Source organism: Sphingomonas sp. Sph1(2015), from assembly GCF_001970915.1.
Classification (GTDB): domain Bacteria; phylum Pseudomonadota; class Alphaproteobacteria; order Sphingomonadales; family Sphingomonadaceae; genus Sphingomonas; species Sphingomonas parapaucimobilis.
The window spans coordinates 1-22,945 of the sequence record NZ_MQUI01000045.1 but is presented as its reverse complement, the minus strand read 5'-3'; the positions used below and the strand labels follow the sequence as shown (position 1 = coordinate 22,945).

15 protein-coding genes are annotated in these 22,945 nt (G+C 66.6%); 11 read left to right on the top strand and 4 right to left on the bottom strand.

What is annotated here, in order from left to right; translation table 11 throughout:
• Positions 1-145: 145 nt before the first annotated feature.
• Together BSZ14_RS15340 and BSZ14_RS15335 are read left to right on the top strand one after the other, a co-directional pair.
• Positions 146-2,614 (top strand): TonB-dependent siderophore receptor, encoded by a 2,469-nt coding sequence (locus BSZ14_RS15340; protein WP_158069223.1) that lies wholly within the window; start codon positions 146-148, stop codon positions 2,612-2,614.
• The gene (locus BSZ14_RS15335) at positions 2,614-4,623 is read left to right on the top strand and encodes a glycoside hydrolase family 97 protein (RefSeq protein ID WP_076711582.1); all 2,010 of its coding nucleotides are present in this window, start codon (positions 2,614-2,616) and stop codon (positions 4,621-4,623) included. Before BSZ14_RS15340 ends, BSZ14_RS15335 begins: the two co-directional genes overlap by 1 nt.
• 194 nt (positions 4,624-4,817) lie before the next feature.
• Here BSZ14_RS15335 and BSZ14_RS15330 read toward each other — a convergent pair whose 3' ends face one another.
• From BSZ14_RS15330 to BSZ14_RS15315, 4 genes are all read right to left on the bottom strand, one after another.
• On the bottom strand, positions 4,818-5,141 hold the full coding sequence (locus BSZ14_RS15330) for a hypothetical protein (RefSeq protein WP_042488487.1): 324 nt from the start codon (positions 5,139-5,141) through the stop codon (positions 4,818-4,820).
• Between the two features lie 64 nt (positions 5,142-5,205).
• Positions 5,206-5,853: a TetR/AcrR family transcriptional regulator gene (locus BSZ14_RS15325; RefSeq protein ID WP_076711581.1), complete on the bottom strand. Its 648-nt coding sequence runs from the start codon at positions 5,851-5,853 to the stop codon at positions 5,206-5,208.
• Between the two features lie 232 nt (positions 5,854-6,085).
• On the bottom strand, positions 6,086-6,847 hold the full coding sequence (locus BSZ14_RS15320) for an SDR family NAD(P)-dependent oxidoreductase (protein WP_076711580.1): 762 nt from the start codon (positions 6,845-6,847) through the stop codon (positions 6,086-6,088).
• Positions 6,848-7,633 (bottom strand): IclR family transcriptional regulator, encoded by a 786-nt coding sequence (locus BSZ14_RS15315; protein ID WP_241823780.1) that lies wholly within the window; start codon positions 7,631-7,633, stop codon positions 6,848-6,850.
• A gap of 96 nt (positions 7,634-7,729) precedes the next feature.
• Here BSZ14_RS15315 and rhmD point away from each other — a divergent pair, with 96 nt between their 5' ends.
• The 9 genes from rhmD to BSZ14_RS15270 all read left to right on the top strand — a co-directional run bounded on the left by rhmD (position 7,730) and on the right by BSZ14_RS15270 (position 22,795).
• Complete coding sequence (rhmD, locus tag BSZ14_RS15310; RefSeq protein ID WP_042488494.1) at positions 7,730-8,911, top strand: L-rhamnonate dehydratase; 1,182 nt, start codon at positions 7,730-7,732, stop codon at positions 8,909-8,911.
• Positions 8,912-8,922: 11 nt separating this feature from the next.
• The gene (locus BSZ14_RS15305) at positions 8,923-9,780 is read left to right on the top strand and encodes a fumarylacetoacetate hydrolase family protein (protein WP_076711579.1); all 858 of its coding nucleotides are present in this window, start codon (positions 8,923-8,925) and stop codon (positions 9,778-9,780) included.
• Positions 9,777-10,526, top strand: a complete 750-nt coding sequence (locus BSZ14_RS15300; RefSeq protein ID WP_076711578.1) for an SDR family NAD(P)-dependent oxidoreductase — start codon at positions 9,777-9,779, stop codon at positions 10,524-10,526. The genes BSZ14_RS15305 and BSZ14_RS15300 overlap by 4 nt, the downstream gene beginning before the upstream one ends.
• Positions 10,527-10,572: 46 nt before the next feature.
• A complete protein-coding gene (locus BSZ14_RS15295; RefSeq protein WP_076711577.1) occupies positions 10,573-11,496 on the top strand; it encodes an amidohydrolase family protein in 924 nt (307 codons plus the stop codon).
• Complete coding sequence (locus BSZ14_RS15290) at positions 11,493-12,707, top strand: sugar MFS transporter (protein WP_076711576.1); 1,215 nt, start codon at positions 11,493-11,495, stop codon at positions 12,705-12,707. Before BSZ14_RS15295 ends, BSZ14_RS15290 begins: the two co-directional genes overlap by 4 nt.
• 165 nt (positions 12,708-12,872) lie before the next feature.
• The gene (locus tag BSZ14_RS15285) at positions 12,873-15,218 is read left to right on the top strand and encodes a TonB-dependent receptor (protein ID WP_158069222.1); all 2,346 of its coding nucleotides are present in this window, start codon (positions 12,873-12,875) and stop codon (positions 15,216-15,218) included.
• Positions 15,218-17,428, top strand: a complete 2,211-nt coding sequence (locus tag BSZ14_RS15280; protein ID WP_076711574.1) for a glycoside hydrolase family 3 C-terminal domain-containing protein — start codon at positions 15,218-15,220, stop codon at positions 17,426-17,428. Before BSZ14_RS15285 ends, BSZ14_RS15280 begins: the two co-directional genes overlap by 1 nt.
• Positions 17,429-17,480: 52 nt before the next feature.
• A complete protein-coding gene (locus BSZ14_RS15275) occupies positions 17,481-20,360 on the top strand; it encodes a glycosyl hydrolase (RefSeq protein WP_076711573.1) in 2,880 nt (959 codons plus the stop codon).
• Positions 20,357-22,795 carry an alpha-L-rhamnosidase-related protein gene (locus BSZ14_RS15270; RefSeq protein WP_042488511.1) on the top strand — a complete coding sequence of 813 codons (2,439 nt, stop codon included), beginning with the start codon at positions 20,357-20,359 and terminating at the stop codon, positions 22,793-22,795. Before BSZ14_RS15275 ends, BSZ14_RS15270 begins: the two co-directional genes overlap by 4 nt.
• The last annotated feature ends 150 nt before the right edge of the window (positions 22,796-22,945 follow it).

Here is a 22,945-nt window from a genome sequence, read left to right as displayed (position 1 = left end):
AGTCAGTAACGTCATGTAAATTGCAATCGTTTGCGGAAATATGTTGCATTAATTTGCGGCCGAGATCACTTTTCCCTCATCAGGTGGATCGCCCGGCAGAGGCGCCTTGGAGGGGATTATGATGCGTGCATGTCGCTTGGCATTGATGGCTTCGGTAACGTGGATGGTGCCCCTGGCGCCTGCGCTTGCGCAATCGGTCCAGCCGCCGACCGCGCCCCCCGCCACGAGCGAACCGCCAGCCGCCGATGCCGCGCAGGGCAGCGATCTGGGCCTGAACGAGATCATCGTCACCGGCACGCGCACCGGCACCCGCAAGTTCGATACGTCCTACGCCATCACCACCATCGACCCGCAGGCGATCGCGCAAAAGGCCCCGCTGGGGATTGCCGACCTGATCGCCTCGACGCCGGGCATCTATGTCGAAAGCTCGGGCGGCGAGGTCGGCAACAACGTCTATTCGCGTGGCCTTCCGGCGGACAATTACCGCTATCTCCCGCTGCTCGAGGACGGTTTGCCGGTCTGGGAAGAGGGCGCGGGCGCCTTCACCAATGCCGATGAGTTCTTCCGCGTCGATGCGACGATCGACTCGCTTCAGATCGTGCGCGGCGGCTCGGCCTCGATCACCGCGTCGAACGCGCCGGGCGGCGTCGTCAACGTCCTGACCAAACGCCCAACCCGCACGCTCCAGGGCATGGTGAAGGGCGAGGTCGGCGACTGGGATCATTACCGGATGGACGCCAACGTCTCCGGCCCGCTGAACGACCGGCTGTCCTTTGCGATCGGCGGCTTCTATCGCGAGGATAACGGCCTCAGGAACCCCGGCTTCACCGGCAACCAGGGCGGGCAATTCCGGGTCGGCCTGCAATATGACTTCGCCGACAGCGGCTCTTTGTTCGTCAGCTATCGCAAGCTGGACGACAAGAACATCTTCTACACCGCCATTCCGCTGGCCAGCCCGTCCCAGGGCCTGCCGGGTCTGGACGCGGGCACGGGCACGCTGGTCAACACCGCCTTTGCGCGGCTGACCGTGCCCGATGGCCGCGGGGCGTTCGACAAGCGGGTGGACCTGACCCAGGGCATCCACACCGACACCGACACCTTTACCGCGATCTTCAACAAGCCGCTGGGCGATGGGTGGGAGGTCAATGATCGTGCCCGCTATACGACCGGCACGGTGGACTTCAACGGGCTGTTCAGCTCGGGGATCGCCACGTCACAAGGCTTCCTGGCAGGCGCGCTCACCCGGTTGCAGGCCGCCCGGCCCGACACCGTGTCCGCCGTCTATCGCGACGCCAGCAACGACCAGACCGTCGCCGCCGCTGCGCTGGGCAACCAGCTGGCGCTGACGCAGAGCATCTTCAACACGCTCGTCGATGTCGAGAATGTGATCAACGACCTGAGCGTCACCAAGAAGCTCGACACCGGCATCGGTCGCCATACCCTGACCGCGGGTTATTATTTCAGCCATTTCAACCAGACGCAGAACTGGAACTGGAACGACATATTGGTCGAGGCGATCAACCGCCCGCGCTATTTCGACGTCGTCGGCCTCAACGCGGCCGGGCAGCAGACCGTAGCCCTGACCAAGAACGGCCTGCTCAACCTGCACAGCAATTTGCAGCGTTTCCGCGACAAGGTGACGATCAACGCCTTCTACATGACCGACGCGTGGCAGGTGACCGAGGCGCTGCGCATCGATCTGGGCGCGCGTTATCATCATGTCGCGAAGGATGGCACGATCGCGCAGACGACCCGCGCCAATCTGGGCGACGCGACCACCATCGCCGACGACAATGTGCTGGTCTTTAACGGCGCGATGACGCCCTATCGCTTCAAGACCGGGCAATGGGCCTTTTCGGCGGGCGCGAATTACGAGTTCGACAAGCGGGTCGCGGCCTTTGCCCGCTATAGCCGCAGCTTCCGCGTGACGCCCGAATTCGTGCAGTGGTTCGGCGGCGTGCCGGTTGAGAACCGCATCGACCTGGTCGAAGGCGGGCTGAAATACGCGACCCGGCCCTTCTCGGCCTTCGTCACCTTGTTCTACAACAAATTCCCCAACATCGCCTTCCAGACGATCGTCGCAGGGCCGAACGGACAGGCGCAGACGATCAACCAGACGGCGGCGGCGGAATCCAAGGGTATCGAGGTCGAACTGTCGTTGCGCCCGGTCGATGTCTTCGAGCTGGCGGCGAGCGGCAATTACCAGAAGATCAACTATACCAGCTTCGCCGGTCAGGATGCGAGCGGGCGGTTCGACTTCAGCGGCAACCAGATCGTCCGCCAGCCGCAGGTGCAGGTCTCGGTCCGTCCCACGCTGCATCTGCTGGGCGACCGGGTGAACATCTTCGGCGAGGCGGCCTATACCGGCAAGCGCTATGTCGATGTGGCCAACACCATCGTCCTGCCCAGCTATACCGAGGTGCGGCTGGGTGCGAACTGGAAGGTCACCAACGCGCTCCAGGCGCAGGTGGTCGCGACCAATTTGTTCAACGAGGTCGGCCTGACCGAGGGTAATCCGCGCGCGGGTTCGATCATCGGCGTGCAGGAAACCGCGTTCCAGGGCCGCCCGATCTTCGGTCGTCGCGTCCGCGCCAGCCTGACCTACAGCTTCTGATGCGCAAGCGGCTGGGCATGATCGTCGGACTCGCGGCGCTGGTCGCGGCGACCCCGGCCTTGGGACAAGCGTGGCAGACGGTCACGTCCCCCAATGGCCGCATCGCGGTCGACCTCGCGGTGGATCATGGCGAGGCGGTGTACCGCGCGCGCTATGACGGCAAGCCGATCCTCGACCGGTCGCGGCTGGGCTTCCGGTTCAAGGACGCCGCGCCGCTCGACGCCGGGCTAACGCTCCTCGCCAGCCGCCCGATTGCGCTCGACCGCCCCTGGACCCAGCCCTGGGGTGAGCGGCGGCAGATGCGCGAACACTATCGCGGGCTGGTCGCGACGCTGGCCGCCGCCGATGGTCGCCAGCTGGGCGTCGAGTTCCGCGTCTTCGATGACGGTTTCGGCTTTCGCTACACGCTGCCTGGCGTGGCGGAGCAGAAGCTGGTCGTGACCGACGAGGAAACCGAGTTCCACTTCGCGCAGAATTACCGCGCCTGGTCGATCCCGGCGTACCGCGACAAGTATAGCGAATATGAATATAGCCGTTCGGCGCTGTCGGCGATCCAGACCGCGCAGACTCCGTTGACGCTGGAAGGCGACGGCGTGGCGATGGCGGTCCACGAGGCGGCCTTGATCGACTTCCCGTCGATGAACCTGCGCATGCCCGAGGAGAATAGCCGGACGCTGAAGGCCGATCTGTCGCCCTGGTCCAATGGCGACCGGGCGCGGACGCATGGCGGGGCGGTGACCCCGTGGCGTGTCGTGATGGTCGCCCCCGATGCCGCGCATCTGGCGGACTCGACCATCGTCCTGAACCTCAACGAACCCAATCGGCTGGGCGACGTGTCCTGGGTCAAGCCGGAGAAATATATCGGCATCTTCTGGGCGATGCACACCGGCCTGCTGACCTGGGAACTGGGGCCGAAGCTGGGCGCCACCACTGCGCGCACGAAAGCCTATATCGACTGGGCGGCGAAGCACGGCATCAAGGGCGTGCTGGTCGAGGGGTGGAATGTCGGCTGGGACGTGCCCGAATGGTGGAAGAACGGCCATTCGCGCTTCGTCTTCGATCGCGCGCAGCCCGCCTTCGATATGGCGGCGGTGTCGGCCTATGCCCGCGCCAAGGGCGTGGACCTGATCGGCCATCACGAAACCGGCGGACAGGTGAAGGACTATCTCCGCCAGCTCGAACCGGCGCTCGACTATTACGACCGCTACGGCGTGCGTTCGATCAAGCTCGGCTATGTCGGCACGCGCCTTGACGAGACCGAATGGCCCGATGGCCAATATGCCGTGGAGAGCCTGCAAAAGGTGGTCGAGGCATCAGCGCGGCACCGCATCGCCATCTTCCCGCACGAGCCGGTCAAGGACACCGGCCTGCGCCGTACCTGGCCCAATCTGATGAGCCGCGAAGGCGCGCGGGGACAGGAATATAATGGCGGCAGCCCGGACGGCGGCAACGCGCCCGACCACACCACCATCCTGCCCTTCACCCGGCTGTTGTCGGGGCCGTTCGACTATACGCCCGGCGTCGTTCATTTCGACTATCGCGCGACCCGGCCCAACAACCGCGTGCCCTCGACGCTTGCCAACCAGCTGGCGCTGTATGTCGTGCTGTACAGTCCGGTACAGATGGCCGTCGATCTGCCCGAACATTATGACGAGCACGCCGATGCTTTCCGCTTCATCCGGGACGTGCCGACCGACTGGGAGGACAGCCGCACGCTACAGGGCGCGATCGGCGACTTTGCCGTCGTCGCGCGGCGCGATCGGAACAGCGCGGACTGGTATCTGGGGGCGATCACCAACGACAGCGCGCGAACATTGACCGTCCCCCTCGATTTTCTCGATAAGGGCGCAACGTACGAGGCGACCATCTATTCGGATGGCCCAGGAGCCGATTGGCGCACCGCCCCGGAAAGATTGGCGATCCGGCGGCAAATGGTATCACGCAAGGAGGCCCTTTCGCTTCGTCTGGCGCGAGGTGGTGGGCAGGCGATCCGTTTCCGACGGCTGTAGCGGTCGCTGCGGAATCTCGTGGTCGACGCCGAAATCCCTGAGGCCGCTATCGGTTCGGCTCGATGCGGCGGGCGAGACCCGGCCTCGAAATCATCGCCGCGCCCAGGCAGCCCGGTGACGTACTTCGCCCGACCTGCCGAGCACAAAAAAAGGGGAGCGGACGGACCGCTCCCCTTTTGCATCGGGCGAAATGTTTACGAGGCGGGCTTGGCCGGAATCTTGGCGAATTCGGCGTCGAGGTTCGCCAGCACCTTGTCGGTGATCGTGTCGGGCGAATATTGCTGGATGTCCTTCAGGGTCATGCCACGCGCCATGTCGATCTGGTCGTTGGTGGTCATGCCCGGGATGTTCTTTTCGATCAGCGCCTTGGCTGCCGGATCGTCGAGCAGGGTGCCGATTTGGGTCGATGCCGTGCTGTAATGCGCTGCCTTGGCCGCGGTCGTGGCGGGGGCGGCGGTCTGCGCCTGTGCGCCAGCGGCACAGACCATGACGGCGAATGCCGTGAGAAGTGTACGCATGCTATATCCTCTCCATACCGAACGTAACCTCTGCAATATCGCACGGTTGCGTACGTATATCAAGCTACCACGCCGAACGGCCGGCCATGAAAAGCGTCACGAGGTGTTCTGCGAATGCTTCGGTTTCGTCACGGGTCACCGCCCGAAAGCTCGCCTGTTGCATGTGCCATCCCGTGATGGCGGACACGAAGGTCAGGGCGGTTTCCGCCGGGCGTTGCGGGGGCAGGCCGTCGCGCGCTCCGGCCTCGGCCATGTCGCGGGCGATGAGGTCCACGATGAGCTGGGTGCCGTGCCGGTGCATCGCACTGCCAAGCTCGGGAAAGCGATTGCCGTTCGCCAGCAGCAGCCGCTGAAACGCCTGGACTTCGATATTGTGCAGGGACCCCGCGATGATATGGCCATGGTGGCGCAGCCGCTGGCCGATATCGTCGGTCAGCTCGTGATCATGCTCGGCCGCCTCGGCGGACCAGCGTTCGACGCTGTCCTTCACGACAGCGGATAGAAGCGCCTCCTTCGACGGGTAGCGGGTGTAGAGCGTTCCCTTTGAAATGCCGAGCTTGAGCGCGACGGTTTCCATGGCCGTCGCGTCATAGCCGTTCTCGATGAACATCGCGCGCGCGCAGTCCACGATCGCCTTTTCGATGGCGGCGGTCTGCTTGGCGGTGGGGCGCCCGCGGCGGGGGGCGAAGGTCTGCGCGGCTGGCTTGGGCATCGGCCCTGCTTAGGGCATATGCCGCGCCGCATAAAGCGGGGTCAGGCGACCAGCGCACTGTGATCGATCGCGGCGGTCCGTGTCTCGCCGGTCGGCGCCCTGGCGAACCCCGTCACGGGTCCCCGGCGGTTTCGGCGGGCGGCGGCCGTTATGCGCCCGGGGGCGGCGCGATCACGACCGTGCCGCCCACAAAACATGCCAGAGCGCTGGTCATCCGGGGTATCGATCGCCCTTATTGCAGGTTCACGAAGGCGCCACCGTCGACCAGCAGCGCCGCGCCGGTGACGTAGCGCGCCATGTCCGACGCCAGGAACACGATCGGCCCGGCCAGATCGTCCGGCTCGCCGAGGCGGCCGAGCGGGATGCGGGCGGCCATGCGCTCCCGCTTGTCGAGGTCGGCCAGGTCGTCCTTGTTGATATCGGTCAGGATCGTGCCGGGCAGCACCGAATTGCAGCGTATGCCATGGCGACCGAGCGCGATCGCGGTCGACTGCATCAACGAATGAATGCCCGCCTTGGTCGGCGTGTAATGGGTCTGGAACTCGCCACCGACCAGCGCGGAGATCGAGGATACGGCGACGATCGCGCCGCCGCGCCCCTGTTCGACCATCCGGTTGGCCGCGGCCTGCACCATGTAATAGGCGCCGTGCAGGTTGACGCGCATCGTCCGCTCGAAGGTTTCGGGCGGCATGTCGAGAAAGGCGTGGAAGGGGCAGATACCCGCATTGCTGACGAAGACGTCCAGCCCGCCCAGCGTGTCGGCGGCCTGCGACACGAACGCACCTGCGGTGGCGTGTTCGGCGACGTCGCCCTTGATCGCCAGGGCGCGGCGACCCAGCGCCTCGATCTGGCGGACGACGTCCTCGGCCGCCGCGTCGTTGCCCGCATAGTTGATCGCGACGTCCGCGCCGTGGCGGGCGGCACCGATCGCCGCCGCCCGACCGATCCCGGCCGACGCGCCCGTGACGAGAACCTTCTTGCCTTCCAGCAGCATCTATCCCTCCTTGTTGGTGATCGTGCAGCCGAGATCCCGGCTGATGGCCTGCGCGGTCGCGGTGACGCTCTCCGACAGATCGTGAAGGCGGCCGTCGCTCATATACTGGGCGGCGCTCGATACGCTGATCGCACCGACGATTCGCCCGCGTGCATCGCGGATCGGCGCGGCGACACAACGGATCTGATCCTCATTTTCTTCGAGGTCGAAGGCGCGTCCGGCGGCAACGTAACCGACCATCCGCTCGCGCCAGACGGCGTGGTCGACATGCGGCGCGCGATCCGCATGCTCCGCTGCGAACCGTTCGTCCCAATAGGCGGGGGGATGATCGAGCATCAGCGCCTTGCCGAGCCCGGTCGAGGATAGCGGCTGGCGGTCGCCGACCCGGCTGGAGATGGTGATCCGGCGCTTGCCCGGCATCTTGTCGAGATAAAGCGCCAGGTCGCCGTCCAGGATGCCCAGATGGACAGTGTCCTCGGTCGACTGCGCCAGTTCCTCGAGATGAGGGCGCGCGACCTGGACGATGTCGGCCTGTTCCTGCGCCAGATGGCCGAGTTCGAGCAGCTTGGGTCCCAGGCGATAGCCGCTGCGCGGCGTGAAGCCGAGATAGCCGCGCTCGACCAACGAAGCCGCCAGGCGGTGGGTGGTGCTGCGCGTCAGTTCCAGCGTGTCGGACAGTTGCTGGAGCGTGATCGCGCCCGCGGCCACGGCCTCGATCACGTCCAGACCGCGCATCAGGGTCTGGCTGCCGCCGACACCCGTATTGGTTTTGGTCTCTCTCTCCATCGTCCCATCCATTTACACAGCTTCCCACTATATGAAAATACATATTGAACGTGAACGTACGAATATGCATAAGCGGGCAACGAAAGGAGAGGTCTGATGCTGCCGAAGATCAAGCATGTTCGTGCCTTTGTCGCGCGGGGTGCCGGTGCCGATTACCACGACCAGGGCGCGGGCCACTGGATCGACGACCACATCGCGACGCCGATGAGCCGTTACCCGGAATATCGCCAGTCGCGGCAGAGCTTCGGCATCAACGTGCTGGGGACGCTGGTCGTCGAGATCGAGGCGGAGGACGGCACGATCGGTTTTGCGGTGACGACCGGCGGCGAGCCCGCCTGCTACATCGTCGAGAAGCATCTGGCGCGCTTCCTGGAAGGGCGCAGCCCGACCGATTATGAGAAGATTTGGGACCAGATGTATTTCTCGACCCAATATTACGGGCGCAAGGGGCTGGTCATCAACGCGATCTCGGGCGTCGACCTGGCGCTGTGGGACCTGCTGGGCAAGCTGCGGCAGGAGCCGGTCTATCACCTGCTCGGCGGCGCGGTGCGCGACGAACTGCAATTCTACGCCACCGGCGCGCGTCCCGACATCGCCAAGGAGCTGGGCTTCATCGGTGGCAAGATGCCGCTGCACCACGGCCCCGCCGAGGGGATCGAGGGGCTGAAGAAGAATATCGCCGAGCTGGCGGATATGCGCGCGAAGGTCGGCCCGGACTTCTGGCTGATGTGGGATTGCTGGATGGCGCTCGACGTCGACTATGCGACCCGCCTCGCCATCGCCGCGCACGAACACGGTCTGAAATGGATCGAGGAGGCGATCAGCCCCGACGATTACTGGGGTTATCAACAGCTGAAGCGCAACGTGCCCAAGGGTATGCTGGTGACCACCGGCGAGCATGAGGCGACCCGCTGGGGCTTTCGCATGCTGATGGAGATGGACTGCTGCGACATCATCCAGCCCGATGTGGGCTGGTGCGGCGGCGTGACCGAATTGCTGAAGATCAGCGCGCTGGCCGATGCGCAGGGCAAGCTGGTCGTCCCGCACGGGTCGAGCGTCTACAGCTATCACTTCGTCGTCACGCGCCACAATTCGCCCTTCGCCGAATTCCTGATGATGCACCCCGGCCCGACCGAGATCGTGCCGATGTTCGCGCCGCAGCTGCTGGGCGAGCCGGTGCCGCAGAATGGCCGCATCCGCGCGAGTGCGCTCGACAAGCCCGGTTTCGGTGTCGAGCTGAACGCCGACGTGCCCCTTCACCGCCCCTATACCCACTGAGGACCCGACCCATGAAGCTCTGTCGCTATGGCCAGCCCGGCCAGGAAAAACCCGGCATCGTCGATGCCGACGGCGCGATCCGCGACCTGTCCGGCGTCGTCTCCGACCTGACGATCGCGGCGCTGCCGCAGGCGCTCGCCGCCGATGTCGCCGCGCTGCCGGTGGTGGAGGGGACGCCGCGCTACGGCGTGCCACTCGCGGGGATCGGCAAGATCGTCGCGATCGGCCTCAATTATCGCGACCACGCGATCGAGTCGAACCTGCCGATCCCGACCGAGCCGATGATGTTCATGAAGGCGCTGTCCAGCCTGTCGGGTCCCAATGACGACGTGATGCTGCCCAAGGGCGCGACGCATGGCGACTGGGAAGTCGAACTGGGCGTCATCATCGGCAAGACCTGCCGCTATGTCGACCGCGCCGAGGCGCTGGATCACGTCGCGGGCTATGTGCTGGTCAACGACGTGTCGGAGCGGTTCAACCAGAAGCAGCGCGGCACGCAATGGTCGAAGGGGAAGGGGCATGACACCTTCTGCCCGACCGGCCCGTGGCTGGTGACGCCCGATGAGGTCGGCGATCCGCAGGACCTGGACATGTCGCTCGACGTCAATGGTCAGCGGATGCAGACCGGCAACACCCGGACGATGATCTTCCCGGTCGACGAACTGATCGCCTATGTCAGCGAATATATCACGCTCGAGCCCGGCGACCTCCTCATCACCGGCACCCCGCCGGGCGTCGGCGAGGGCAAGAAGCCCGAGGCGATCTATCTGAAGGCGGGCGACACGATGGCGCTGTCGATCGAGAAGCTCGGCACGCAGGCGCAGTCGGTCGTCGCGTGGCGGCACCCGCGCACCGGAGCATCGGCATGAGCGTCTATGCAGGGCGCTTCGCCGGACGCGCCGCGATCATCACCGGCGGCGCCTCCGGGCTGGGCAAGGAGGTCGCGCGGCGGATCGTCGCGGAGGGCGGCCAGGTCGCACTGTGGGATCTGAACGCCGAGGCGCTGGAGAGCGCGCGCAGCGAGGTCGGGGCGGCCCATGTCGTGGCACTGAACGTCGCGGAACTCGGCGAGGTCGAGGCCGCATTCGCCGACAGCAAGGCGGCGCTGGGCCGGGTCGACATCCTGGTCTGTTCGGCCGGGATCACCGGCGCGACGGCGCCCGTCCATGAATTTCCGGTGCAGAGCTGGCTGAACGTGATGAGCGTCAATGTCGACGGGTTGTTCTATTGCAACCGGACGGTCGTGCCGCTGATGCTCGAACAGGGCTATGGCCGGATCGTCAACGTCGCGTCGGTCGCGGGCAAGGAAGGCAATCCCAATGCCAGCGCCTATTCGGCGTCGAAGGCGGCGGTGATCGGCTTCACCAAGTCGCTGGGCAAGGAACTGGCGGGCAAGGGCGTGATCGCCAATGCGCTGACGCCCGCGACCTTCGAAAGCCCGATCCTGGAGCAGCTGCCGCAAAGCCAGGTCGACTATATGCGCTCGAAGATCCCGATGGGCCGCCTGGGACTGGTCGAGGAATCGGCGGCGATGGTCTGTTTCATGGCCAGCGAGGAATGCAGCTTCACCACGGCGGCGACCTTCGACACGTCGGGTGGCCGCACCACCTTCTGAATTTGGCCGCGCGACCCGGAATACCGGGCGGCGGAAGGAGAGGATCATGCACGACGTTCCGTTCGTCGATGCCCATGTCCATTTCTGGGACCTGGCGCATCTCCGTTACCCCTGGCTCCAGCCGCCCTTTGCCGATGACGGCCCCAACGGATCGGTCGAAAGCATCGCGCGGACTTATCTGCCGGGGGACTATCGGGCCGAGGCGGCGGGGTGGAACGTCGTCGGGGCGGTGCATGTCGATGCGGGAGCCCATCCCGAGGACGCACTGGCCGAGACGCGGTGGCTGGAAGGGCTGGCGGTGGAAACCGGGCTGCCCGACGCGATTATCGCCTTTGCCGATCTGTCCGATCCGGCGGTCGACACGCTGCTCGCGCGTCACGCCGAACATGGGCGGGTGCGCGGCATCCGCCATATCGCCAACTGGCATCCCGATGCGCAGCGCAGCTATACCGACGCGGACCTGACCCGCACCGATCGCTGGGCGGCCGGGTTCGGGCGCCTGGCGGACCATGGCCTGTCCTTCGACCTGCAATGCTATCCCGCGCAGATGATCGCCGTCGCGCGGATCGCCCAGCGCCATCCCGAGGTGCCCGTCATGGTCAACCATCTCGGCATGCCGGTGCTGACCGATCCCGATGGGCTTGCCGATTGGCGTCGCGGCATGACGGCGCTGGCGCGCCTGCCGCAGGTGTCGGTCAAGCTGTCGGGGTTCGGCTTCATCCGCCGCGACTGGGACGCAGCCCTGGTGCGCCGGTTCATCACCGAGACCATCGACCTGTTCGGCGTGACCCGCGTCATGGCCGCCAGCGACTTTCCTACCGACCGCCTGTTCGGCCGCTATGACGCCGTGATGGGCGCCCTGGCCGATGCGATCGGCGACCTCACCCCGGCGGAGCGCCGCGCCGTCTGGGGCGGCAATGCGTGCCGCCTCTATCGTATCGACCCCGCCATCCTTGGAGACGTGCAATGAAGCCTCCTCAGATCGTCCTGGCCGAGGATGTGCCGCCGCGCGTGCTGCGCACCGCGCTCGCCCTCGCCATCAGCCTCTTCTTCATCTGGGGGCTGGCCTATGGCCTGCTGGATGTCCTCAACAAGCATTTCCAGGACACGCTGCACGTCGGCACCGCCGAGTCGACCTGGCTGCAGATCGCCTATTTCGGGGCCTATCTGGTCGTCAGCCTGCCCGCCGGACTGCTGCTCCAGCGGCTGGGCTACAAGGCCGGTATCCTGATCGGGCTGGCGGTGACGGCGCTGGGGGCGCTGCTGTTCATACCGGCGGCGGCCATCGGCCAGTTCGCGCCGTTCGTCGGATCGATGTTCGTCCTGGCGGCGGGCCTTGCCTGCCTGGAAACCGCGGCGGACAGCTACGTCAATGTGCTGGGGCCTGCGGAGGGCGCGTCGCGTCGCCTGAACCTGGCGCAGTCGTTCAACGGCCTGGGCACCTTTATCGGGCCGCTGATCGGCGGCACGCTGTTCTTCGCCGAGGGGGGATCGGCCAGCGGCGGGCATGACAATGTGCGGCTGATCTATGCCGTGATCGGCGCCGCGATCATCGTCTTCGCGCTGTTCGTCTCGCGCGTGACCCTGCCCGAGATCGCCGAGGAGGCGCATGACGCACCCGGCACGAAGGCGACGCTGCGGCGACCGCACTTCGTCTATGGCGTGCTGACCCAGGCGATCTATATCGGCGCGCAGGTCGGCATCGGCGCGCTGTTCATCAACGTCGCGATCACCACCTGGGGCGGGCTGACCCCGCGCGTCGCCGCCTATCTGCTGTCGCTGGCGCTGGTGACGTACATGCTGGGCCGCTTCGCCTCGACCGCGCTGCTGGCGCGGGTCAGCCCGCACGCGCTCCTGACGACCTTCGGGGCGATCAACGTCGTGCTGTGTCTCGTCGTAGCGGCCGGGATCGACCGGGTGTCACTGGTCGCGATGATCGGCGTGTTCTTCTTCATGTCGACCATGTTCCCGACCATCTTCGCGCTGGGCGTGCGCGACCTGGGCAGCGCGGCCAAGCGGGGGGCTTCGTTCATGGTCATGGCGATCGGCGGCGGCGTGCTGCTGCCCTATCCGATGGGATTGATCGGAGAGCATTACGGTACGCCTGCCGCCTTCCTGCTGCCCGCCGTCGCGTTCGCGATCGTGGCACTCTACGGCTGGCGGGGGGCCAGGATCCGATAGGGACGAGAGCCGCGCGGACAGGGCGGCGGGCCGCCTGTTCGCGTGGCATTTCAGCATCACTTTCCACATTCTTACGACGTAATCGTACGGAATCGATCTATTACATTGACATGATTGGTCCATTGATTAGGACTTCATCTCATAAAATGAAATAAGGAGGGGATGATGAAGCTTCGTCGCTTTTGTGCTTCCACGTCGGCCTGGGTCCTGATGGCTGCCTTTGCGGCACCGGCGCTGGCCCAATCCGGCGCGACCACCGGGCAAACGCCGATCGAGCCGTCGACGACTGCCGATCCCGCATTGAGCGAACAGGCCGTCGGCGACATCATCGTCACCGCCAACAAGCGCGCCGAGCGCCTTCAGGACGTGCCCAAGTCGGTCGACGTCGTGCAGGGCGACACCATCCAGAAGCTCAACCTGCGCAGCTTTGCCGAAATCGACCAGCTCGCCCCGGGGCTCAGCCTGACCGCCAAGGAGCCGACGACCAATTCGGTGACCCTGCGCGGCGTCGGCTTCGACCCCAATTCGGGCACGTCGCCGACCGTCGACATCTATTTCAACGAGACCCCGCTCGACGCGAGCAGCGCGTTCCGTGCGCTGTACGATGTCGGCCAGATCGAGGTGCTGCGCGGGCCGCAGGGCACGCTGCGCGGCCGCACGTCGCCGTCGGGCGCCATCACGATCGCGACCCGCCGCGCCGACCTGAACGAGGTCGACGGCTATTTCCAGCAGACGCTGACGACGCAGGCCGGGATCAATTCGCAGGGCGCGGTCAGCGTGCCCCTGATCCCGGGCGTGCTCGCCGTCCGCGCGGCGGGACTGTTCGACCGGAACATCGGCACCGGCGTCCGCAACCTGCGCACCGGCGACCGGGACAGCGACAAGACCGAAAGCGGTCGCCTGAGCGTCGCCTTCCAGCCGACCTCGCAACTGCATTTCGACCTGACCTACCAGTATCTGAACAACCGGACGCTCACGAGCCCGATGCTGTTCACGCTGCCGGGCCAGACCACGAACCCGATCCTGACGCCGGCCGATCGCTCGGCCCTGGTGACGAAGCCGGGGCGCTACAGCTATGAGGGCCATATCGTCAGCCTGGCGGCCGGGCTCGATCTGGGTAGCGTCGCGCTGAACTATATCGGCGGCTATCAGAATATCGATCAGGGCCGCGTCAACGACATCGCCTATGGCGGCAGCATTCCCAATTTCTCGCAGAACCAGTCGTTCCAGACGAACAGCGAGCAGATCTCGCAGGAATTGCGCCTGACCTCGCAGGGCAATCGGTTCTGGAATTTCCTGTTCGGCGGCTATTACGAGCATAGCACGTCGAACACGAATGTCGGGCAGGATCAGTATCTGTTCCAGTTCGTGCCACCGGGCACCCCGGCGCAGTTCGTGCCCAAGCTCGATGTCGGTGTCCTGGTGCCCAGCAAGGTCGACACCTATGCCCTGTTCACCGACCACCGCTTCCAGGTCACCGGCAAGGATCAGCTTCAGGTCGGGTTGCGCTGGCAGGAGTCGAAGGTCCGCACCGACTTCGTCCAGACGTTGAGCGGCGCGCTGCTCGGACCGAACCCGATCGTCAGTTCGGGCGTCAGCCCGGCGAATCGCGACCGGACCTTCCGCCAGCTGACCGGGGGCGCCAGCTTCCGACATGAGTTCAGCCGTGACCTGACCGCCTATGCCACCTATGGCCGGTCCTATCGTCCGGGCAGCCTGAACACAACGACCGCGAAGCTGGACGAAAGCCTGCTCGTGACCAAGGCCGAAACCTCGAACAATTACGAGATCGGGCTGAAGGGCGCGTTCGCCGACCGCAAGGTGCAGTTCACGCTGGCGGTCTATCAGCAGGACTTCAAGAACTACCTGGCCTACACCAACTCGTATCTGGCGGTGTCGACCAACAAGGACGGCGTGGTCGACAACAATGCGGCCTTCACCTTCAATGGCGACGCACGGGTTCGGGGTGTCGAGGGGACGCTGTCGACCCGGATCGGCACACAGCTCCAGCTTGGCCTGAGCGCGACCTATAACGACGCCAAGTTCAAGAACGCGCAGGCGCCGTGCAACGACTTCAACGGCGACGGCATTCCCGACTCGAACGGGGCGCAGCGCGTGCCGGTGGGCCAGAACGTCGCATTCTGCCGCCTCAACGGTCGCCTCAGCGACCAGGCGCCCTGGGGTGTCAGCGTCAACGCCGAATATCGCGTGCCGGTCAGCGGCAATCGCGAGCTGTTCGTCCGTGGCCTGGCCAATTACGTGCCCAAGCGCGAAGACCCGTTCATCAACGTCAAATATGGCGACCTGCTGAACAACAGCGTCTTCCTGGGCGTGCGCGGACCTAACGATGCCTATGAATTCTCGGTCTTTGCCAAGAATCTGGCCAATGTCGCGGTCCTGACGACGCGCGGGTCGACCCAGGTGGACTATAGCGTGTTCCCGACCGGCTATTCCGTCGGCACCGCCGTCAGGCCGCGTGAATTCGGCCTCAACTTCCGGGTGGGGTTCTGATGATGGGGCGGCAGGCTATCGCGGGCGTCGCCCTCCTCCTGGCGGGCGCCGCGATGCCTGTCGCAGCGCAGGAGGCTGGCAATCCCGACCAGCGGGCGGCGCGCACGCTGGCGCAGATGACGCCCGAGGAGAAGATCGGCCTTCTCCATGGCCCCATGCCCTCGCTGCTGCCGGCGGCCAAGCGGCTGGCGGGCGTACCCGTCGGCGCAGGGGTCATCACCGGGGTGCCGCGGCTCGGCATTCCCAACCTGACGGAGACGGACGCGAGCCTGGGCGTCTCCAACCTGAACGACCTGCGCAAGGGCGACGTCGCCACCGCCATGCCGTCGGGCATGGGGCAGGCGGCGAGCTGGAACCCCGAGCTGCTGCGTGCGGGTGGCGCGATGATCGGCAGTGAGGCGCGTGCCAAGGGTTTCAACGTCATGCTGGTGGGCGGCGTGAACCTCGTGCGCGATCCGCGTGCCGGGCGGAACTTCGAATATCTGGGTGAGGACCCGTTGCTCGCGGGTACGCTGGTGGGTGCGCAGATCGCCGGTGTACAGTCCAACGGTATCATCGGCACGATCAAGCATTTCGCGATCAACGACCTGGAAACCGGGCGCAACGTCCATTCGGTGGTCATGGACGAGGCGGCGATGCGCGAAAGCGACCTGCTCGCCTTTCAGATCGGCATGGAACAGGGGCGCCCGCATTCGGTGATGTGCGCCTATAATCGCGTGAACGGCGACTTCGCCTGCCAGAACACCTTCCTGCTGAACGACGTGCTGCGCCGCGACTGGGGCTTTCCGGGCTTCGTGATGTCGGACTGGGGTGCGGTGCATTCCAGCGAGGCGATCCTGCATGGCCTCGACCAGCAATCCGGCGAGCAGATCGATGGCAAGCCGTGGTTCTCGACGCTGATGGTCAAGGCGGTCGAGGAGGGGCGTATCCCGCAAAAGGCGGTCGATACCGCCGCGCTGCGGATCCTGCGCAGCATGTATGCCAGCGGCATCGTCGACCGCCCGGTCACGGCGGGGGCTGCGATCGATTATGACGCACATGGCCTGGTCGCCCAGCGTACGGCCGAGGAAGGCATCGTCCTGCTTCGGAACGAGGCCGGTGTCCTGCCGCTGGCGGCGACCGCGCGGCGTATCGTGGTGATTGGCGGCCATGCCGATATCGGCACCCTGTCGGGCGGCGGGTCGAGCCAGGTGCGCCCGGTCGGCGGCTTTGCGCTGGAAGAACGGCAGGTCGGGGCGGGTGTCGCCTCCTTTTCCAAGCGCAGCTATGGCGGCACCGCGCCGCTCGCCGCGCTGAAGGCGGTGCGCCCCGATGCGCAGATCACCTTCGTCGACGGCCGCGATCCGGCGGTGGCGGCGGACGCGGCGCGGGCGGCGGATATGGCGATCGTGTTCGGCGAGAAATGGTCGACCGAGGCGGCCGACCAGAAGGACCTGTCGCTCGATGGCAACGGCGACGCGCTGATCGCGGCGGTGGCGAAGGCCAATCCGAAGACGATCGTGGTGCTGGAAACGGGCAATCCGGTCGCGATGCCGTGGCAGAAGGACGTCGCGGCCATCGTCGCCGCCTGGTTCCCGGGGCAGCGCGGCGGCGAGGCGATTGCGCGCGTGCTGACCGGCGCGGTCAATCCGTCGGGCCGCCTGCCGGTGACCTTCCCGGCCAGCGTGGATCAACTGCCCAACCCGGTCCTGCCCGGCGGCGATGCCGCACCCGCCGACGCGGCGACGCGCGCGACCTATGGCCTGATGGCCAGTGCGAAGCCGTTCGACGTTCATTTCCCGGAAGGCGCGGATGCAGGCTATCGCTGGTTCGCCAAGCGGAACGCGTCGCCGCTCTACGCCTTCGGGTACGGCCTCAGCTATACCAGCTTCCGCTATGACGGACTGAAGGTGACGGGCGGGCAGCGCCCCACGATCCGCTTCACCGTCACCAATACCGGCCAGCGGGCCGGGGCGGACGTGCCGCAGGTCTATCTGACCCGTCCGGGCAAGGCGAAGAGGCTTGTGGGATGGAGCAAGCCGATGCTGCAGCCCGGCGAAACGAGGGCCGTATCGGTCACGGTCGACCCGCGCGTCATCGCCGACTTCGACGTGCGCCAGCAGCGCTGGATCGTGCCGTCCGAAACGGTGGCGATCGAAGTGGCGCGTTCCGCGACCGACCCGGTGCTCAAGGGCACGGCCAGACTGACCCGAACGACGCTGAAACCCTGAGGGGCTGACCACCCGAAGCAGGCTGCGTATCGTGGATTTGAAAGGACATACCATGCCGCTCCGTCGCACCCTGATCGCCGCATTGATCGCGACCAGCGCCCTGTCCGGCACCGCCGCGCCGGTCGCCGCGCGCGAGGGCGAACCATCGCTGGAACAGCGTTTCGCGACCCCGCCCAAGGCGGCGCGTCCGCGCTTCCGCTGGTGGTGGCCGGGCGGTGCGGTGACGGATGCCGAACTGCAACGCGAGATCGCGCTGCTCGACGAGGCGGGGTTCGCCGGGGCGGAGATCCAGGCGCTCGGCCCCAATTTCGCGAACCTGTCGCCCGAGGAAAAGGCGCATGTCAACGACTATGCCGAGCCGCCCTTCTTTGCGCATGTCCGCGTCGCGGCGGCGGCGGCCAGGGCGCGGGGGATGGACCTGGACTATACGCTGGGCTCCGCCTGGCCGTCGGGGGGCGGCTTTGCGATCACGCCGGAAAAGGCGTTCGTCGAACTGACGATGGCGCGGACCCAGGTGACCGGCGGCGAGGGTACCGGCCCGGTCAGGGTGGCGATCCCGACGCGCACCAAGCGGCTGGGGGCGCTGTCGATGTTCGACGCGCGGGTGAAGGACCCCAAGGTCGCCGACTGGCCCGCGCGGATGGATGCGCAGGCGGGGATCGTCGCGGTGGTGGCGATGCGCGGCACCGCGCCCGACCTGAAGCCCGCCGGGCCGACCGCCGGGTTCGTCCTCTATCCGTGGGAGGATGTGGTGAAGCCGGGCACGCTGGCCACCGCCGACACGCTGGTCCTCACCGACAAGCTGAAGCCCGACGGCACGCTGGATTGGACGCCGCCGCCCGGCACCTGGCAGGTGTTCGTGTTCAAGCGCTATGCCTCGAACGTCGGTGTGCTGGGCGCGGCGGGACAGGGGCCGCAGCTGATCCTCGACCATATGGACCCGAACGCCTTTGCCGCGCACGCCGCGCGGGTGGGCGATCCGTTGGGCAAGAACCCCGTCGGCATCCGATCGACCTTTGTCGACAGCCTGGAGCTGATGCAGGACCTGCCCTGGGGGCGGACGTTCCTCGACGAATTCCGCAAGCGGCGCGGCTATGACCTGACGCCGTATCTGCCCTTCACGCTGCAGCCGGGATGGATGCAGGCCTGGGGCGAACATTGGTCGCCGCCCTATTTCGAGGCAAAGGACACGACCGCCGACCGGGTGCGCGCCGATTACCGGCGCACCGTGTCCGACCTGATGTTCGACGGTTTCCTCAAGCCCTTCGTCGCCTGGAACCATGCGCATGGGCTGAAGGCGAAGTTCCAGGCGCATGGCGGGGCCATCGATATCGTACGCGGTTACGGCATCGTCGACATCCCGGAAACCGAGGATCTGGTGCATGAGGGCGATCCCTATTTCATGCGCTTCGCCCGCTCCGGCGCGGACCTGTACGGCCATCCGATCGTGTCGGCCGAGAGCCTGGTGTGGAAGGACCGCCCCTATGACGTCACGCCGGACGAATTGCGGCGGCGGGCCGACCTGATTTTTGCGGGCGGGGTCAACAGCCTGATCCTGCATGGCCATGACTATCGCCTGTCCGATCCGAAATGGCCCGGCTGGCATGCTTTCCAGCCCAGCCCCTTCGGTCTTGGCTTCAGCACGATGTTCACCCAAAGCAACCCCATCTGGGCCGGGGTGCCGACGCTCGCCCGCTATATCGCCCGGACGCAGGCGGTGCTCCAGCAGGGTAGGCCGGTGGTGCCGGTCGCCTATTTCTATGGCCAGACCGGCTATTATGTCGGGATCGAGGATGCGGGCGCGGGCAAGCAGCGGGCGGAAAAGGCGTTCCTGGGCGGCGGCTATGACTTCGACCGGATCAACCCGGATTCGATCGAATCCGCGCGGGTCGAGGGGTCTATGCTCGTGTCGAAGGGAGGCGCGCGCTACCCGGTTCTGGTCTTGCCGCCGCTGGACGGCATCCGTGCCGAAACCGCCGAGCGGATCGCGGGCTTCGCCAAGGCGGGGTTGCCGGTGATCTTCACGGACAAGCTGCCGTCGCGCGACGAGGGGCTGCACGATGCCGCCGCGCGCGACGCCCGCGTGGTGAAGGCGATGGCGGCGGCTCGGGCGGCCGGCGCGCGCGTCGTGCCGCTCGACCAGCTCGTGCCGACGCTGCGCGCGCGGGGCATCCCGGCGAACCTGCAATGGACCGGCGGCGATCCGTCCGAACTGGTCTATGTCCAGCGCAGGGTCGGCAAGCGGCTCGTGACCTTCGTCCACAATCTGGCCGATGCCCCGCGCGATGCCGGGATGGTGCTGCCGGTCGCGGCGGGCGTGACGCGCTGGAATGCGATGGACGCCAGTGTGACGCCGGTCGATGGCAGAGCGGAGCGCGGCGGTACGCGGATCGCCCTGACGCTGGCCGCTGGGGAAAGCGCGCTTCTGGTCAGCGATCCCGCGACGCGTCCACGGACGGTGCCCGCACGGTCCGTTATCGAACGCCATGCGCTGCCCGTCGATGGTTGGACCCTGTCGGTGGCGGGGCATAGCGGGCGCGAACCCTATGGCGCATCCTTGGGTACCATGGCCCTGGGCGACTGGCGTGCCGTCCCGCAACTGGCGCGCTTTGCGGGCAACGGCACCTATCGCCGCTTGATCCGTATCGAGGCGAACTGGCTCAAGCCGGGGCAGCGCGTGCTGCTCGACCTTGGAGCGGTTCACGACATGGCGACGGTCAGCGTCAACGGGCGCCCGTTGCAACCCGTCATCTCCGCGCCGTTCCGCGTCGACATCACCCGGGCGGTGCGCGTCGGGGACAATGACCTGACCATCATGGTGGCGAACACGCCGCAGAACGCGATGATCGACCCCAATGCGGGCGGATACAAGAATCTGAAGCCGGTGGCCGCCGGGCTGACCGGCCCCGTCACCCTGGAGATCGAACGATGACCCGCAAGTCCCTGTTGCAGGCGCTGATCGCCTCGACCCTGTGTCTCGCCCATCCCTGCGTGGCGCAGGACGGTGCGAAGAACGACGGTGCGGGGGGCTGGATCAGTCATCCGGATGCGCCCGCCACGGCGAACCCCGTCGTGCTGCACTTCCGCCGCACGATCGACCTGTCGGGCCATCCGGGCCGTTTTCCGGTCCGCGTCACCGCCGACAATCGCTTCATCCTATACGTCAACGGTCGCCGCGTGGCGGCGGGGCCGTCGACGGGGGATGTGGCGCACTGGCGGCAAGAGGCGATCGACCTGGCACCCTATCTGACGAATGGGCGCAACGTCATCGCCGCCGTCGTGTGGAACGGCGTGAAGCCGATGAAGTTGCCGCCCAACCCGACCGCGCAGCAGCGCCGCAATGCCGAGGGCGCGGCGCTGTTCACCCAGACCGCACCATCCTTCCAGCAATCGGTCGCGACCGGCTTCCGCCTGGTCGGCGACGATGCGGCCGCCGCGATTTCGACCGATCGGCCGGGATGGCGGGTCAACCGCGATGCCGGGCACCTCTTCGAGAATGGCTGGCGACAGGTCATCAAGGGCGGCTGGTATTATGTCGCCGGACAGCCCGAGACGATCGACGCCGCCAAGGCCGATTTCGACTGGACCGGCGCGACCGAGCGCGGGGCGGGCTGGCAGGATGCGGTCGCCGCACCCGATGCGGCGCAGCGGACGCTGGTCGAGGATCGCCTGCCGCCGCAAAGCTATGCGCCGACCGTTCCGGGCAAGGTCGTCCGCACCGATCTGGCGGGCGGCCAGGCGTTTCCGACGCGCGCCGTCACCATTCCCGCCAACAGCAAGGTCCGCCTGCTGATCCAGCGCGACGCCATGGTGTCGGCCTATCCCGAACTCGACGTGGCGGGCGGGGCGGGGGCCAGCATCACCGTCACCTGGTCCGAGGCGCTGTACGACGCCAAGCGCAAGAAGGGCGACCGTGCGCTGGTCGGCGACCGGCAAGTGTTCGGCATCCACGATACCTTCCTGGCGGACGGCCAGCCCCGCACCTTCGCGCCGCTCTGGTGGCGGACCTGGCGCTTCGCCGAGATCGCGGTCGAGACGAAGGACCAGCCGCTGGTGCTGAAGGACATGCGGGCGTTCGAGACGGGCTATCCCTTCCAGCAGGTCGGGCGCTTCGCCGCCGACGATCCGACGCTCAGGCGGATCTTCGACATCGGCTGGCGGACGGCACGTGTCGATGCGCACGAAACCTATATGGACACCGCCTATTGGGAACAGCTGCAATATGCCGGCGACACCCGGTTGCAGGCGCTGATCTCCTATGCGGTCGGCGGCGATCCGCGCCTGGCCGAGCAGGCGATCGATATCTTCGCGAGTTCGGATGTCGAGAACGGCCTGATGGACGGCGCCTATCCCCAGCGGGTGCCCAATGTCATCGCGCCTTTCTCGCTGTTGTGGGTGGGGATGCTCGACGACTGGCGGATGCACCAGCCCGACACGGCCGTCCTGCGCCGCAACGTCGCGCGGATGCGCCGCGTGCTCGACTGGTACAAGCCGTGGCAGAAACCCGACGGCCTGTTGGGCAAGAATCCGCAGTGGAACTTCATCGACTGGGTCGGGCAGCCCGCGACCGACCGGACCCGCTTCCCGTCCTATGACGCGAATGGCGAAAGCTGCCTGATGAGCGTGACGTGGCTCGGCGCGTTGCAGCAGGGCGCACAGATCGAGGCGGTGGCGGGGGATGCCGCCCATGCCGCCGACTATGCCGCGCTGGCGGACCGGGTGAAGGCGGCGATCCGCCAGCGCTGCTGGGTGGGGCCGCGCGGGCTGTTCGCCGACAATCCCGACGGCACGGTCTTCAGCCAGCATATGAACGCGCTGGCGATCCTGTACGATGTCGCGACCCCGCAGGAGGCACGCGGCATCCTCGACCGCATCGTCGCACCCGGCAAGGGTATCGATGCGCCCGAGGGCATGTTCACCACCAGCTATTACTTCGCCTGGTATCTGGCGCAGGCGTTCGTCCATGCCGGGCAGGGCGATCGCTATCTGGCGCTGCTCGACACGTGGCGCGAGCTGCTCAAGCTCAACTACACGACCTGGCCCGAGGAGCGCGGCGACACGCGCTCGGACAGCCATGCGTGGAGCGCGCATCCGACCGCCGACCTGCTCGGCATCGTGGCGGGGATCGGGCCGGGATCGCCGGGCTATGCCTCGGTCCGGGTGGCACCGGCGCTGGGGACGCTGAAGCAGCTCGACGCCACTGCGGCGACTCCGGCGGGGCCGGTGACGGTGCGCTACCGGATCGCGGGGGGACGCCTGTCGGCGGACATCACGCGTCCGGCGAGCCTGCCGGGGGTCTTCGAATGGGCGGGCCAGCGTTATCCGCTGACCCGCACCACGACGCGGCTGCGCCTGCCCTTACGCTGAGGGTTTCCGGACCGACCGTGAAGTGAGCCCCTCCCCTTCAGGGGCGGGGTTGGGGCGGGGCATCGCCATGGGCGTTTCGCTTGCGGAAGCGCCCCACCCCCGGCCCCTCCCCTGAAGGGGAGGGGAGGATTTCATGTCATCCCGCGCCAG